13 protein-coding genes are annotated in these 12,932 nt (G+C 35.9%); 6 read left to right on the forward strand and 7 right to left on the reverse strand.

The window, feature by feature from the left end:
• Positions 1 to 91 precede the first annotated feature (91 nt).
• The 4 genes from BME96_RS12875 to BME96_RS12890 all read right to left on the reverse strand — a co-directional run bounded on the left by BME96_RS12875 (position 92) and on the right by BME96_RS12890 (position 4,095).
• The gene (locus BME96_RS12875; protein WP_071649260.1) at positions 92 to 1,006 is read right to left on the reverse strand and encodes a proline dehydrogenase family protein; all 915 of its coding nucleotides are present in this window, start codon (positions 1,004 to 1,006) and stop codon (positions 92 to 94) included.
• Positions 1,007 to 1,137: 131 nt separating this feature from the next.
• Positions 1,138 to 1,344 carry a copper chaperone CopZ gene (gene copZ, locus BME96_RS12880; protein WP_019378671.1) on the reverse strand — a complete coding sequence of 69 codons (207 nt, stop codon included), beginning with the start codon at positions 1,342 to 1,344 and terminating at the stop codon, positions 1,138 to 1,140.
• 26 nt (positions 1,345 to 1,370) lie between these two features.
• Positions 1,371 to 3,761 carry a heavy metal translocating P-type ATPase gene (locus BME96_RS12885; protein ID WP_071649261.1) on the reverse strand — a complete coding sequence of 797 codons (2,391 nt, stop codon included), beginning with the start codon at positions 3,759 to 3,761 and terminating at the stop codon, positions 1,371 to 1,373.
• Between the two features lie 13 nt (positions 3,762 to 3,774).
• Positions 3,775 to 4,095 carry a metal-sensing transcriptional repressor gene (locus tag BME96_RS12890; RefSeq protein WP_071649262.1) on the reverse strand — a complete coding sequence of 107 codons (321 nt, stop codon included), beginning with the start codon at positions 4,093 to 4,095 and terminating at the stop codon, positions 3,775 to 3,777.
• A 253-nt stretch (positions 4,096 to 4,348) separates the two neighbouring features.
• On the opposite strand from BME96_RS12890, the gene BME96_RS12895 reads away from it, so the two are divergent.
• Genes BME96_RS12895 through BME96_RS12920 form a run of 6 tightly spaced genes read left to right on the forward strand, consistent with a single transcriptional unit; the run spans position 4,349 to position 8,033 of the window.
• Positions 4,349 to 5,275: a metal ABC transporter solute-binding protein, Zn/Mn family gene (locus tag BME96_RS12895; protein WP_071649263.1), complete on the forward strand. Its 927-nt coding sequence runs from the start codon at positions 4,349 to 4,351 to the stop codon at positions 5,273 to 5,275.
• A gap of 16 nt (positions 5,276 to 5,291) precedes the next feature.
• Positions 5,292 to 6,047, forward strand: a complete 756-nt coding sequence (locus BME96_RS12900; RefSeq protein ID WP_019378675.1) for a metal ABC transporter ATP-binding protein — start codon at positions 5,292 to 5,294, stop codon at positions 6,045 to 6,047.
• 16 nt (positions 6,048 to 6,063) lie between these two features.
• Positions 6,064 to 6,927 (forward strand): metal ABC transporter permease, encoded by an 864-nt coding sequence (locus tag BME96_RS12905; protein WP_071649264.1) that lies wholly within the window; start codon positions 6,064 to 6,066, stop codon positions 6,925 to 6,927.
• The gene (locus BME96_RS12910) at positions 6,917 to 7,330 is read left to right on the forward strand and encodes a Fur family transcriptional regulator (RefSeq protein ID WP_019378677.1); all 414 of its coding nucleotides are present in this window, start codon (positions 6,917 to 6,919) and stop codon (positions 7,328 to 7,330) included. The genes BME96_RS12905 and BME96_RS12910 overlap by 11 nt, the downstream gene beginning before the upstream one ends.
• Before the next feature lie 35 nt (positions 7,331 to 7,365).
• Entirely contained in the window at positions 7,366 to 7,701 is a 336-nt protein-coding gene (locus BME96_RS20185) for a fluoride efflux transporter FluC (RefSeq protein ID WP_197035825.1), read from the forward strand.
• Positions 7,698 to 8,033 carry a fluoride efflux transporter FluC gene (locus BME96_RS12920; protein ID WP_060679800.1) on the forward strand — a complete coding sequence of 112 codons (336 nt, stop codon included), beginning with the start codon at positions 7,698 to 7,700 and terminating at the stop codon, positions 8,031 to 8,033. Before BME96_RS20185 ends, BME96_RS12920 begins: the two co-directional genes overlap by 4 nt.
• Before the next feature lie 48 nt (positions 8,034 to 8,081).
• On the opposite strand, the gene BME96_RS12925 is transcribed toward BME96_RS12920, so the two are convergent.
• The 3 genes from BME96_RS12925 to BME96_RS12935 form a co-directional block, all read right to left on the reverse strand.
• Positions 8,082 to 8,888 carry a VLRF1 family aeRF1-type release factor gene (locus BME96_RS12925; RefSeq protein WP_071649266.1) on the reverse strand — a complete coding sequence of 269 codons (807 nt, stop codon included), beginning with the start codon at positions 8,886 to 8,888 and terminating at the stop codon, positions 8,082 to 8,084.
• Positions 8,889 to 9,056: 168 nt separating this feature from the next.
• A complete protein-coding gene (locus BME96_RS12930; RefSeq protein WP_071649267.1) occupies positions 9,057 to 10,544 on the reverse strand; it encodes a BCCT family transporter in 1,488 nt (495 codons plus the stop codon).
• 891 nt (positions 10,545 to 11,435) lie between these two features.
• Positions 11,436 to 12,716 (reverse strand): coiled-coil domain-containing protein, encoded by a 1,281-nt coding sequence (locus BME96_RS12935; RefSeq protein WP_019377602.1) that lies wholly within the window; start codon positions 12,714 to 12,716, stop codon positions 11,436 to 11,438.
• Between the last annotated feature and the right edge of the window lie 216 nt (positions 12,717 to 12,932).

The following is a 12,932-nucleotide window of genomic DNA, read 5'->3' on the forward strand; positions in this document are numbered from 1 at the left end:
GACATTTCGCAATAAATAAGTTAAAAAATATTAATTATATTTAGATATGTGATCAACATCATATTGACCACATATCATTTATCTTAAACTTTTATTTTACTACCCCTTTTAATACGAATAGCACATTTGCTGGTCGCTCTGCAAGCCGTCTCATGTTATAACCATACCAATCATTTCCATAAGGTAGATAAACACGTACTTTATATCCCTCCATACGCAAACGTTGTTGAAGATCTAACCGAATGCCATAAAGCATTTGAAACTCAAATTGATCACGTGAAATATCTTCAAGCTGCTCCAGCCGTTTTACATAATATATAATATCTTCATCATGTGTTCCAATAGCCGTGTAGTGGCCATTCTTTAAATTTTGTTTAATTAATTTTTTATAGTTCTCGTCTACATCCTTTTTCTTTGGAAAAGCCACTTCTTGCGGCTCTTTGTAAGCGCCTTTAACTATTCGCAGATATGGTTCATATGTGCTTAAATCTTGAAGATCTTCTTCTGTACGATACAAATAAGCTTGCAATACGGTCCCCACATTGTCATATTCTTTTCTTAGTTCTTTGAAAATTTCAAGCGTTTTACCACAGCGCGTATGGTCTTCCATATCTATCGTAACAGTTACATTATATTCTCTGGCAGTATCCAAAATTTTTCTCATGTTCTCCATCACAAGTTCTCTAGATATATCAAGACCCATAGAGGTCATTTTTAAAGAAACCTCTGAATCTAATTTTTTATTACCTATTACCGTAATGGCATGTATACATTCAGCAGCAGATTCTCTCGCTTCCTGTTCATTGTCGATAAACTCTCCAAGATGGTCTACTGTCACAGCAAAGCCTTCTTCATTTAGATTATTTATTTTTCTCGCTGCATGTTCAATGTCAATTCCGGCAACAAATCTTGCGGCCCCAAAACGAAGCCCATAATTTTTCGCTGCATTTGTAAGCGTTTTATTTTTTGATAAAAATAAAAAGAAGTTACGCATAAGTTGTTCCATGCTATCTTACCCCCAAATAAAAAATATAGTACATTTATTAACTATTATTCTAGCATTTTTTTCTGAAAATAAATATCTTTTTATTAAAAATAAATGGAAAACTGGTTTCCGCACTCGGAAACCAGTTATTTTTATACTACTACGTCATACCCTTGCTCTTCTATAGCTTCACGCATTTTAGCAATCGTTACTTGCGCATTATCATACGTAACATCTACTTTTCCAGTATTAAGGTGTACTTCCACACCAGTTACTCCAGATAATTCTTCCAAAGCATTTTTGACAGCTTGCTCACAATGTCCACATGTCATACCTCTTACATCTAATGTTGTTTGCATGATTTGAACCCCTTTCGAATAATGTTTTATATCTTAACTCGCTTCAACCGAAGTGAGTTGGACACAACACTTACAGAACTAAAAGCCATAGCAGCTCCGGCAACCCATGGTGCTAGGAAACCTGCAGCAGCAATAGGGATTCCGGCGCTATTATAAGCTAACGCCCAGAATAAGTTTTGACGTATATTTTTAATTGTTTTATGGCTTAGTTTTATTGCTTTAGGAATAAGCAAAAGCTCTCCCCTTAGAATGGTAACATCTGCTGCTTCAATTGCAACTTCAGTCCCTGTTCCAATAGCAATACCAATATCAGCAATGGCTAAAGCTGGTGCGTCATTAATACCGTCACCGACCATAGCTACTTTTTTGCCTTGAAGTTGGATGTCTTTTACTTTATCCGATTTTTCTTGTGGTAAAACCTCTGCAATTACATTTTCTTTTTTTATGCCGACTTGAAGTGCAATTGCTTCCGCTGTACGTGTATTATCTCCTGTAAGCATATATACTTCTATATTTTGATTAACTAATTGATTAATTGCCTCTTTTGCAGTTTCTTTTACAGTATCAGCAACAGCTATCAGGCCGGAATAGTGATTATTTACAGCTATAAACATCGCTGTTTTACCTGCAGCTTCATATGCCCTTACTTGATCTTCTACATTAGAAATATCAATTTGATGATTTATCATTAACTTTCTAGTACCTACAATAATATTGTTCTCTCCAATTTGCGCTTCAATACCATGACCAGGTACAGCACGAAATTCATCAGGATCCTCTAAATGTATTTCCTCTTCCAAAGCATATGCTACAATAGCATCTGCCAACGGGTGCTCTGAATTATTTTCTGCACTTGCTAACAGTTGCAGTGTCTCATGTGTGCCAGTAAAATCAGTTACTTCTGGCCTTCCTTTTGTTATGGTTCCGGTTTTATCGAAAATAATCGCATTTAGTTGATGTGTACGCTCAAGATGCTCGCCCCCCTTAAATAAAATGCCATTCTCCGCAGCCTTACCGGTACCTACCATAATTGAAGTTGGGGTAGCCAGACCCAGCGCGCAAGGACAAGCAATTACAAGCACGGCAATTGCAGCAACTAATGATGATTCAAAATTACCAGCATCTACAAAAATAAACCAAGCTAAAAATGTTAAAATGGCAATCCCAACCACTATTGGAACAAAGTAACCAGAAATAACATCTGCTAACCTTTGGATTGGTGCTTTTGAACCTTGAGCATCTTCCACCGCCTTAACAATAGAAGCTAATGCAGTATCTTGCCCTACCTTTGTTGCTTCCATGTCAATTGATCCGTTCTTATTCATTGTAGCCCCGATAACTGCAGATTGAGCATCTTTTTCAATTGGAATAGATTCTCCAGTGATCATAGATTCATCTACAGAAGTTCTCCCTCTCAATACAATACCGTCTACAGGTATTTTTTCACCAGGCTTCACACGAATAACATCCCCCACACGTACTTCTTCTATAGGTATCATCTTCTCCGTACCTTCTTCTATAAGTCTTGCCTGCTTTGCTTGGAGATTCAAGAGCTTTGATATAGCAGTAGTTGTTTTGGACTTTGCGTTCGTTTCCAAATATTTACCGAATAGAATAAGGGTGATTAAAATGGCACTCGTTTCAAAATACAAATGTGGTTCATATCCTGAAATGTATGCCGATTTAAATGCTTCATATAAACTATAGAAGAAAGCAGCACTTGTACCTAATGCAACTAATACATCCATATTAGCACTACGGTTACGTAAATTTTTATATGCTCCAACATAGAATTGCCACCCGATAATAAATTGAATTGGCGCTGCCAAAACGAGCTGGAACCAAGGATTCATCAATATAGCCGGAAGAGATAAACCCAACAAATGGTCAAACATGGTTAGTAATAATGGAAGAGATAATAATGCAGAAATAACCAGCTTAACTTTCATTCTTTTTATTTGCTTTCCTTTTTCTGTTTTTTTCTCTTGGTTATTTACTTTTACCTTAGCATCATACCCCAACTTTTGAATCTGCTTAATGATATCCTCTTCTTTATAAATGGCGGGATTATACTCTACAGAAGCATTTTCGGTAGTAAGATTTACATTTGCCTGTTTAATACCTTCCTGTTTATTTAATACTTTTTCTATTCTCGAGGAGCATGCAGCACATGTCATTCCCGTTACATGGAAATCGGATTTCTTCATTTCTACTCCGTAACCAAGTTTTTCAATTCTTGCAGTAATATCACCCATTTTCACCTTAGCAGGATCATATTGTACATTAGCCTTTTCCGTAGATAGGTTGACATTAGCTTCCACGCCATCCATTTTATTAAGTACCTTTTCTATTCGCGATGAACACGCAGCACATGTCATTCCCGTCACACCGACACTTGTTTGCGTTTTATTATCCATTTTGTTAACCTCCCTATTTGGAGAAATGCTTCAGGACCTCCATTAATTCTTCAATTGCTTCATTTCCTTCTCCCTCTTTAATAGCATGACTCACACAGTGTTTTGTATGCCGTTCTGTTATTGAAAAACCTACTTTTTTAAGCGCTGCTTGAATAGCATTGATTTGGACGAGTACATCAATACAATACCGGTCTTCTTCGACCATCTTTTGAATTCCCCGCACCTGCCCCTCTATTCTTTTCAGGCGATTAATGACTGCAGATTTTTCATCTTCAGACCTTGGTCGAATGGGATGTTCATATAAATTATTATCCAATGTTACACATCCTTTCATATCTTAACTATACAATACCCCCCTATAGTATTTACTGTCAATATTTTAGCTTTACTAATTTTATTTTGTATGGATCACTAGGTTGTTTTCTGTTCTCATACGTAATCATTACTGTTTACAAAGCGTAACCATTACGGTATTATAATGAAAGAAACTTAAACTGAGGTCTTTAATAATGTAGCTTTCTTGACTTTGCAAGTAATAATTGAACGAGCTATTCAAGTACAAAACAGAAAATGGAAGGAATCAAACAATGAAACAATTTTTCTTAGCAATAATTATTATCTTATTAAGCATAGGGACAGTGGCATGTTCCCAGCAAAAAGAGAATGCAGATGATCAGTTAACTATTTATGCTTCCATTTATCCTATCCAATTTGCAATTGAACAAATTGGCGGAGATCGTGTGAATACAAATACAATTTACCCTCCAGGGGTAGACGCACATACCTATGAACCTACCTCCAAGACAATGACAAGCCTAGCTGAAAGTAATGCATTTATTTTTTTAGGTGCAGGCATGGAGGCATTTGCTGAAAAAGCTGCAGATGCTCTTGCAAAACAAGAGGTTGAATTAGTAGAGCTTGGTAATCATGAAGAGTTATTCCACACAGAGCAAAGACAAGAGCACACACATGACGATGGGCATCACCATGGTGACCACAACCCTCACATATGGCTTGACCCACAGAGAATGATCAAGATGACTGAACTAATTAAAGATGAATTAATCAAATTACAACCGAGCTCGGAAAAATACTTCACCGAAAATTTCAACACGTTAAAACAGGAATTAATGGAATTGGATATACTCTATACAGAAAAGCTGGAAAACAAGCAGGATAAACAAATCATGGTATCTCATGCTGCTTATTCTTACTGGGAAGATCGCTATGGGATTAAACAGATTGCAATAAATGGTTTATCTTCAAATGATGAACCATCCCAAAAAGAATTAACACAGATTATTGACCAAGCAAAAAAATTTGATATTAACTATATTGTTTTTGAACAAAATTCATCCAACAGGGTAACTGAAATTATTCAAAAGCAGCTTGGAGCTGAAGCTGTTACCATTCATAATTTAGCTGTATTAACAGATACTGATATTAAAAATGACGAAAACTATTTAACAATTATGAAGCAAAATTTGAAAGTACTTAATCAGATTACAAAGTAAGAATAGAGGGTTAGATATGACAGAAACGGTTGTTAGTATGAATAATATTAGTTATGCATATGAGCGGAAAAATGTATTGGAAAATGTAAACCTTGAAATACCCAAGGGCTCTTTCATGGGTTTAGTGGGACCAAATGGTGGAGGTAAAACAACTTTAATTAAAATTATATTAGGATTAATAAAACCGGATAGTGGAAATATTCAGCTATTAGGTAAAAATATAGATACATTCCGAGACTGGAACAAAATTGGCTTTGTTTCACAAAAAGCAAATGCATTTAACAAAGGCTTCCCAGCAACAGTATTTGAAGTTGTTTCAATGGGATTAACAGCAAAAATTGGTTACTTAAAATTTTTTAAAGCAAAGCATAAACAAAAGATACTTGAAGCCATTGAACAGGTAGGTATGCTGGAATTTGCTTACCAAAATATCGGTAACCTTTCAGGAGGTCAGCAGCAGCGGATTTTTATTGCAAGATCCCTTGTTAATGAACCAGAATTATTGATCTTGGATGAGCCTACAGTTGGGGTTGATGCAGAAAACGTAAAGCGTTTTTATGAATTACTTCATCGTTTAAACAGAGAACAAAATATAACTTTATTATTGGTCACACATGATACCGGGACAATGACGGAACATGCTACTGATATTGTATGTTTAAATAGAACCCTGCATTTTCATGGAGACCCACAAACGTATACGTCCTTGTCGGAAAAAGATTTATCAACTATTTATGGACATCCTGTAAATATAGTTATACATGATCATTAAAGTTGGAGGAAGCTAAATGTTAGCAGATTTTTTAGAATATGACTTTTTGAGAAATACATTTTTGACCGGTTTACTAATTGGAATCATCGCCCCCTTACTTGGAACTTTTGTTGTTGTAAGGCGGCTGTCTTTAATAGCCGACGCGCTCTCTCACGTTACTCTAGCTGGGATAGCATTTGGTTTATTTATTGAAAAAAAATTCGCCATAACCTTTATTACACCTATTTATAGTGGAATGGCGTTCTCCGTGATTGGTTCTATTTTCATTGAAAAGCTGCGCGGGGTTTATAAGGCTTATCAGGAGCTTGCGATCCCGATTATACTGTCTGGCGGGGTTGGACTAAGTGTCATTTTCATTTCACTTGCAAACGGTTTTAATACAGATCTATTTAATTATCTCTTTGGTTCTGTATCTGCAGTGAGCGTAAAAGACTTGTACTCTATCCTGACAATTAGTGTCATTGTCCTTTTATTGGTTGGCCTATTTTACAAGGAGTTATTTACTCTTTCATTTGATGAAGAACATGCGAAAATCTCAGGTATTCATTCAAAGCCAATTCATTTTCTTTTTATTATATTAACCGCACTTGTTATAGCCGCATCTATTCGTATTGTCGGTGTGTTGCTAGTTTCTGCACTAATGACTTTACCAGTCGCCGCCAGCATGCAATTAGCTAAAGGGTTTAAACAAATGATGTTTTTGTCTATTGCTTTTGGTGAATTAGCTGTTATTATGGGGTTAATATCAGGCTATTACTTCAGCATCCCACCTGGAGGAACTATTGTTGTAATATCAATTGTTATACTACTGCTATCCATCGGAATTAAGAAATTTAAAATTAACAGGATAAGAAAGCAGGTGAACATAAATGGATATTAATGATGCAATGAAACGATTAAAGGAGCATGGATATAAAGCTACTGGTAAACGAAGGGAAATTTTAGAGTTTTTTCAGCAAGCAGATGGGTATCGGACAGCAAAGGACTTAATACAAAAGCTTGAAAAACGTTATAAGGGCATTAGTTTTGATACCATTTACAGAAACTTACATTTGTATACAAAGATAGGTATTTTGGAAGCAACAGAGCTTAACGGTGAAAAGCAATTCCGTTTCACGTGTACACATCATCATCATCACCACTTTATATGTAAAGATTGTGGAAAAACTAAAGAAATAGATGTATGTCCTATGGGTGAAGTAAAGCAAGCATTAGCAAATTACGAAATTGAAGACCATAAATTTGAAATCTATGGATTGTGTCCACTATGCAAACCCGCATAAGCATTAATCTACTTTTGATAATTGGAATTGGAGGAATGATTGGATCCACATTAAGGTACTTCATTTCTCTAATACTTATTTCACCTGGTTTTCCTTTATCTACCCTTACTGTCAATCTGTTAGGGTGTTTTTTATTAAGTTTCTTATTAAACGTTGAAAGAAGTAGAAAATTACTCTCTCCGAATCTAATGACAGGCTTAACAACAGGGGTTCTTGGTTCCTTTACCACATATTCGACTTTCGTGGTGGAAGCGGCTAATCTAAACTCGTCAACTACAACCTTCTTGTATATTGTGAGCAGTTTGGTAGGCGGCTTACTCTGCTGTTATGCCGGTTTTAAATTAGCTAATCGAAGGAAGGTTGCTACATGAGTATACTTTGTGTTGCTGCTGGAGGCTTCTTAGGCTCTATTTGTCGGTTTTCTATTTCTATCTTATTTAATAAACATACAATTGGCACATGGATCGCAAACCTATCTGGGGCAATCCTGCTTGCCTTCCTGTATAAGTGGCATTATAATGAGGTAATTGGTGAATTGGTATGGCTATTTTTAGGCATCGGGTTCTGTGGGGCCTATACTACTTTCTCTACGTTCGGGAATGAGACGCTTAATTATATTTTACAAAAAGAGTTTGGCAAAGCAACGATCTATATCTTTTTTTCATTAACTATACCTTTACTAGCAGTTTATTACATATTTTAAGTTTATACCGCAGTAAAAAACAGCTTGGATATCCAAGCTGTTTTTTACTTATCCGAATACTTCTGCAAGAACTTTTGATTCTTCATGATCAAGCATATTCTTTTGAATTACTTCGTCTACTTGTTTATTCATTTGTTGCTTTAATTCTTGAGAAGGATCCGACTCTCCTACAATCACTATCTTCTCCCACTCTTTATCCTTAGCAGCTTTGTCTAATTTTGGAGCAATTTTTTTGTACCAACGCTGCTTATTTGCTTCATATCTAGCTGCGAAATTATCTTTTTGTGCGTTTGTAGCTCCTGGTGCCATGGAAGAAGCATTTGCTTTTCGTGGACCTACTTTTTGTCTCCAATCATCCGTATCCACGTTTAGTTCGTATGAATAAATTTCTTCAATTTCATTGAGATATGATTCTATAACCTTTACTTCATTTTGTTGAACCAGTACAATTCCTGTTTTAGGATAACTTTCTTCCAATTTTTTAATTTGCCCTAGCTCAGGCGTTTCCTGCCAGAAAAACTCTGTCTTCAAACGCATTTGAACACGGTCTGCAAACCATACTTCCTCATCAGCAGTAGCTATAATAACTACTCCGCGGAGGAATTTCTGTTCATTTCCTTTTATAAATTTATCCACTTTCTGTTTAACTAATTGAAAGTTTTTAAGTTCTTCTTTATCTTCATCCTCTTTTAAATAGCTTTCGAAATTACGCATGCCATTTTTGTAATGGATTTTCCACTCTCCACCTTGCTGTTCAGGATCAGAGGGATCTGTATTTAAGTACATCGTAAAAACCTTATTTGAATCACTTCTTCTTATATTTTCCAATTCTTTAATTTCTTTTGTTAAATCCATATGCTCAGGCACTCCTTTGTTTTCTATAGTTAATAATATTTAACCTTTATTAACTTTCCTTAAACATACGAACAAAAGAATAATGTAGTTAAAAATGAAATTTTAGCTTTTAAAATTGCGTGATTTACCAATTCACCAGGAACTAAATCTATTTCTTTTTGTCATTTGCTACTTTATATCTTTCTTAATCATTTTTAAAAATGAAACAACTATAATTAACAAAATAATAGTAAATGGCAACGCTGAAATTAATGAGGCTGTCTGCAAAGCATTTAACCCACCTGCAAGCAGTAATACTACAGCAATAGCTGTTATTAGCACACCCCAGATAATTTTTACTATTAAAGCTGGATTCAAGCTTCCTCTGGAGGTCATACTTCCCAGGATATAGGTAGCTGAATCTGCTGAGGTAACTAAAAAGGTAAAGATTAAAAAGATAGACAAGAGAGAGAGTATTGTTGTCATTGGGAGATTCCCAAACGTTTCAAATAAAGCAACAGCAATATCCCCATTAACAGCTTCAGCTATCTGAGTACCATTAAATAAATCGCTATGAATCGCTGTTCCTCCAAATGCAGCAATCCATAAACAAGCAATTGCCGGAGGTACAACCAATACACCAAAAACGAACTCTCGTATAGTTCTACCTTTAGATACTCTTGCAACAAAAGCACCCACAAAAGGTGACCACGCTGTAGACCATGCCCAATAAAATATAGTCCAATCACGTACCCAAGTATCTTCTGAATATGGGGTTAGCCGAAGACTGTATTGTATAAAGTTTGTAAAATAATCTCCGAGACCAAGTACAAACGTATCTAAAATAAATACAGTTGGTCCAGCAAAAAATACGAAAATCAGCAACAAAAGGCATAGGCCAAGATTTAAGTTACTTAACCATTTAATACCTTTATTAAGACCTGTACTGGAGGATAAAAGGTAAGTTACTAGCATAACACCAGCTATTGCTACTTGTACCACGATTGAATTTGGAAGGTTAAAAACAGACTTTAATCCTCCATTCATTTGTAGTATTCCTAATCCAAGAGATGTAGCAACACCCATTACTGTAGCAATAACTGCTAAAGAGTCTATTGTTCCACCTAATGCTTTATTTTTACCGACCACCGGCTGAATCGCTGTAGAAATTAAGCCTTTTTTCTCTTTTTTAAATTGAAGATAGGCAATTACTAAGCCAACCACAGCAAAAACAGACCACTGGCTGATCCCCCAATGGAAGAAAGCATACCCCATTGCAACCCGAGCAGCTTCTTCTGTTTGCGCTTCTATACCAGGAAATGGTGTTTCAAAAAAATGACTCATTGGTTCAGCGACACCCCAGAATACTAGTCCCGCTCCAAAACCTGCAGAGAAAAGCATACCGATCCATGTGAAAAAGGTATACTCTGGCCGAGAATTAACTGGTCCTAAACGGATTTTACCGTATTTACTAAACGCCAGACCTACAAGAAATATAATAAAAATAAAAACAGCTAATAAGTAGAACCATCCAAATGAACTGGTCGTAAATGTAAAGAGCTTATTTGCAACAGCTCCAAATTTATTTGGCATAACTGCTCCAATAATAACAAGCAATAAAACGATGATTGCGGATACATAAAGTACGGGATTTTTAAATGTTTTTTTTGTGTTCATAACAGATCCTTTCCATTGATTTTTTTATGTAATGTAAACTGTAAATATAGATCCGTTTACATATATGTATTATAAGTACCCCGGCAAGAAAAAATGAAACGCTTTATTTCTTCTTACAGACATTAAATCGAACTTATTATATACAGCAACGGACTATTATTTACATTAACATAAGCTAGTAAGGTAACTAAAGCGAAATATTAAATTCGCAGTTGGAGGGAAATGCGATGTAGTGGTGGAGCACCAAATCTCGCTGCGGAAAATTATTACGCTTTCCGCGGGCGGCCTGCAAGCCTCCTCGAACTCGGGCCTGCAGGATGCTGGTTACAAAGGCGTTGTCACAGGACGTGACGAACTTAGCCTTTGTTCCTAATTAGTTCCGTTCTGCGGGGTCTCGCTAGTCTCGCTTTTCCCGCAGGACAAGGAAAGCTACGTCAGCAAGGCATCGCACGAAGAAAATGTGCCTTTCCATTTTCGAGGAGTCTTCATATTTCCCCTTCGCTAAGGTGTATATCTCAAAAATTAAAGATAAGAGCTACTTATTCAATTCTTAAATACCTCAAATTAATCAATAGCACATACCAATTGATTGGAATGGAAGATGACGACTCCTGCCGGAATAGCATGAGCTGAAGACCCTGCACGGAGCGTAGCGGAGGAAGCGGCTGAAGCCATGCCGGCGGAAAGCGTTCATCTGTAATGGAAATCAATGGCGATAGATGATCATCAAAACGTATTAAAATATATTTTAGTGGTGTACCTTTTAGAAACAGTAATTTACAATACTTACAGTCACGTCCAAGTTTATCTATTTTGCGAAACACCGGATAATTTCAACATATATATTTGAACACAAAAAAATCCACCCTTTAAGGATGGATTTTTTGTTTATTATCTAACTCTTCTTACATGTCCGCTAAATTTTTGGTTCCAGTAACCACTGTTCATATTGGCAACTGCTACACCAGTTGAGCTTTGTGACCCAATAAATCTTCCGCCACCTAAATAGATTCCAACATGACCATTTGTTTTATATGTGTTAAAGAATACTAAATCACCAGGTTGTGCATTACTATATGAAACTTTAGAACCTACTCCAGATAGACCGCTAGTGCTTGCCGGGACTGAAACTCCACCTTGAGAGAATGCCCATGATACGAAACCTGAGCAATCAAATCTTCCTCTTGCGATATCAGAAGCACTTCTTCCGCCACCGAATACATAGACAGAATTACCAATATATCTGTTTCCAGCATTTAAGATTGCACTCATTCCACCACTGCCTTTAGAAGCTGTTGGCGCGGAAGTATTACTGCTCCCTTTACTCTTCTCGCTACTTAATGTAGACAATTGAGAACTTGAACTTTCAGAACGATTTGATGAAACAGCTTGTGCTGGTGGTGCAGTAGCTGATGCAATATTTTGCTTTACTTCTCTTTCAAGAGAAGCAAGGTTACTATCTTTAATTTGCAATTCTTCTTTCATCGTAACAAGTTCACTTTTCTTTTCTTTAAGGGATTTCTTTTTTTCTACATTTTGTTTCTTTTGTTCATTAATAGTAGATTGCATATCTTCCAATTCTGCTTTCATATCTTTCAAGTTATCGAGCTTATCCACTACTTTATCTTGTTTTTCCTCAATTTCTTTTTTATCTGCTTCCTGTTCTTCCATAAGTTTAGCGTCGGAATCAGCAATTTTATTTACAGCAGATACTCTGCTGATAAAATCTCCAAAGCTTTGAGCTCCAAATACTACTTCAAGATAGCTAATATCTCCGCCACTTTTCTGATAGGAAACCATTCTTTCCTTAAGAATCTCAAATCGTTTTTCAATTGCAGCTTCTAAATCGGCAATTTCCGCTTCTAATTTTTCTACTTCTTCTTTTGTTTTTGAAATGGACTGCTCTGTCTCATCCATTTTTGCTTTATTTTCCTTTAAAGCATCGTTTACTCTTTCAATATCTTTATTAAGTGTCTCTAATTCTACTAAAACTTTTGATATTTTTTCTTCCGCTTCTGATAGATTTGCTTTCACCTCAGAGCGATCATTTTGTATTTGTTCTTGTTTATCTTTCAAATTATTCACTGTTTCAGCATGGACATTTGAACTGAAAAATGCACTACTCAAACCAACTACTGCTACAGTAGTCATTGTCATTATTGTTTTTTTCAACTTCTCTTCCCCGCTTCCTAATTCACATCCGCAACCACGTTATGTATGTATGTATGTGTATGTCTCTCTCTCTATCTATCACTTAAAACATTGCGAGAATGTGTATAATATATAAGTAGTATGTAGTCCTCACTATCTTTAGGACATTTGTAGTATAACATCCATATTTTTCACTCATGTTATGACAATGTTACAATTATATTTCAATAATGACAT

This window comes from Virgibacillus halodenitrificans (assembly GCF_001878675.1).
Taxonomy (GTDB): Bacteria; Bacillota; Bacilli; order Bacillales; family Amphibacillaceae; genus Virgibacillus_Q; species Virgibacillus_Q halodenitrificans.

Coding starts and splice junctions, on each gene's coding strand:
- BME96_RS12900 (WP_019378675.1), top strand. CDS start 5,292: ATGACAGAAACGGTTGTTAGTATGAATAATATTAGTTATGCATATGAG.
- copZ (WP_019378671.1), bottom strand. CDS start 1,344: ATGCAAACAACATTAGATGTAAGAGGTATGACATGTGGACATTGTGAG.
- BME96_RS12890 (WP_071649262.1), bottom strand. CDS start 4,095: ATGAAAGGATGTGTAACATTGGATAATAATTTATATGAACATCCCATT.
- BME96_RS12925 (WP_071649266.1), bottom strand. CDS start 8,888: ATGGATTTAACAAAAGAAATTAAAGAATTGGAAAATATAAGAAGAAGT.
- BME96_RS12910 (WP_019378677.1), top strand. CDS start 6,917: ATGGATATTAATGATGCAATGAAACGATTAAAGGAGCATGGATATAAA.
- BME96_RS20185 (WP_197035825.1), top strand. CDS start 7,366: ATGATTGGATCCACATTAAGGTACTTCATTTCTCTAATACTTATTTCA.
- BME96_RS12930 (WP_071649267.1), bottom strand. CDS start 10,544: ATGAACACAAAAAAAACATTTAAAAATCCCGTACTTTATGTATCCGCA.
- BME96_RS12920 (WP_060679800.1), top strand. CDS start 7,698: ATGAGTATACTTTGTGTTGCTGCTGGAGGCTTCTTAGGCTCTATTTGT.
- BME96_RS12895 (WP_071649263.1), top strand. CDS start 4,349: ATGAAACAATTTTTCTTAGCAATAATTATTATCTTATTAAGCATAGGG.
- BME96_RS12905 (WP_071649264.1), top strand. CDS start 6,064: ATGTTAGCAGATTTTTTAGAATATGACTTTTTGAGAAATACATTTTTG.
- BME96_RS12875 (WP_071649260.1), bottom strand. CDS start 1,006: ATGGAACAACTTATGCGTAACTTCTTTTTATTTTTATCAAAAAATAAA.
- BME96_RS12885 (WP_071649261.1), bottom strand. CDS start 3,761: ATGGATAATAAAACGCAAACAAGTGTCGGTGTGACGGGAATGACATGT.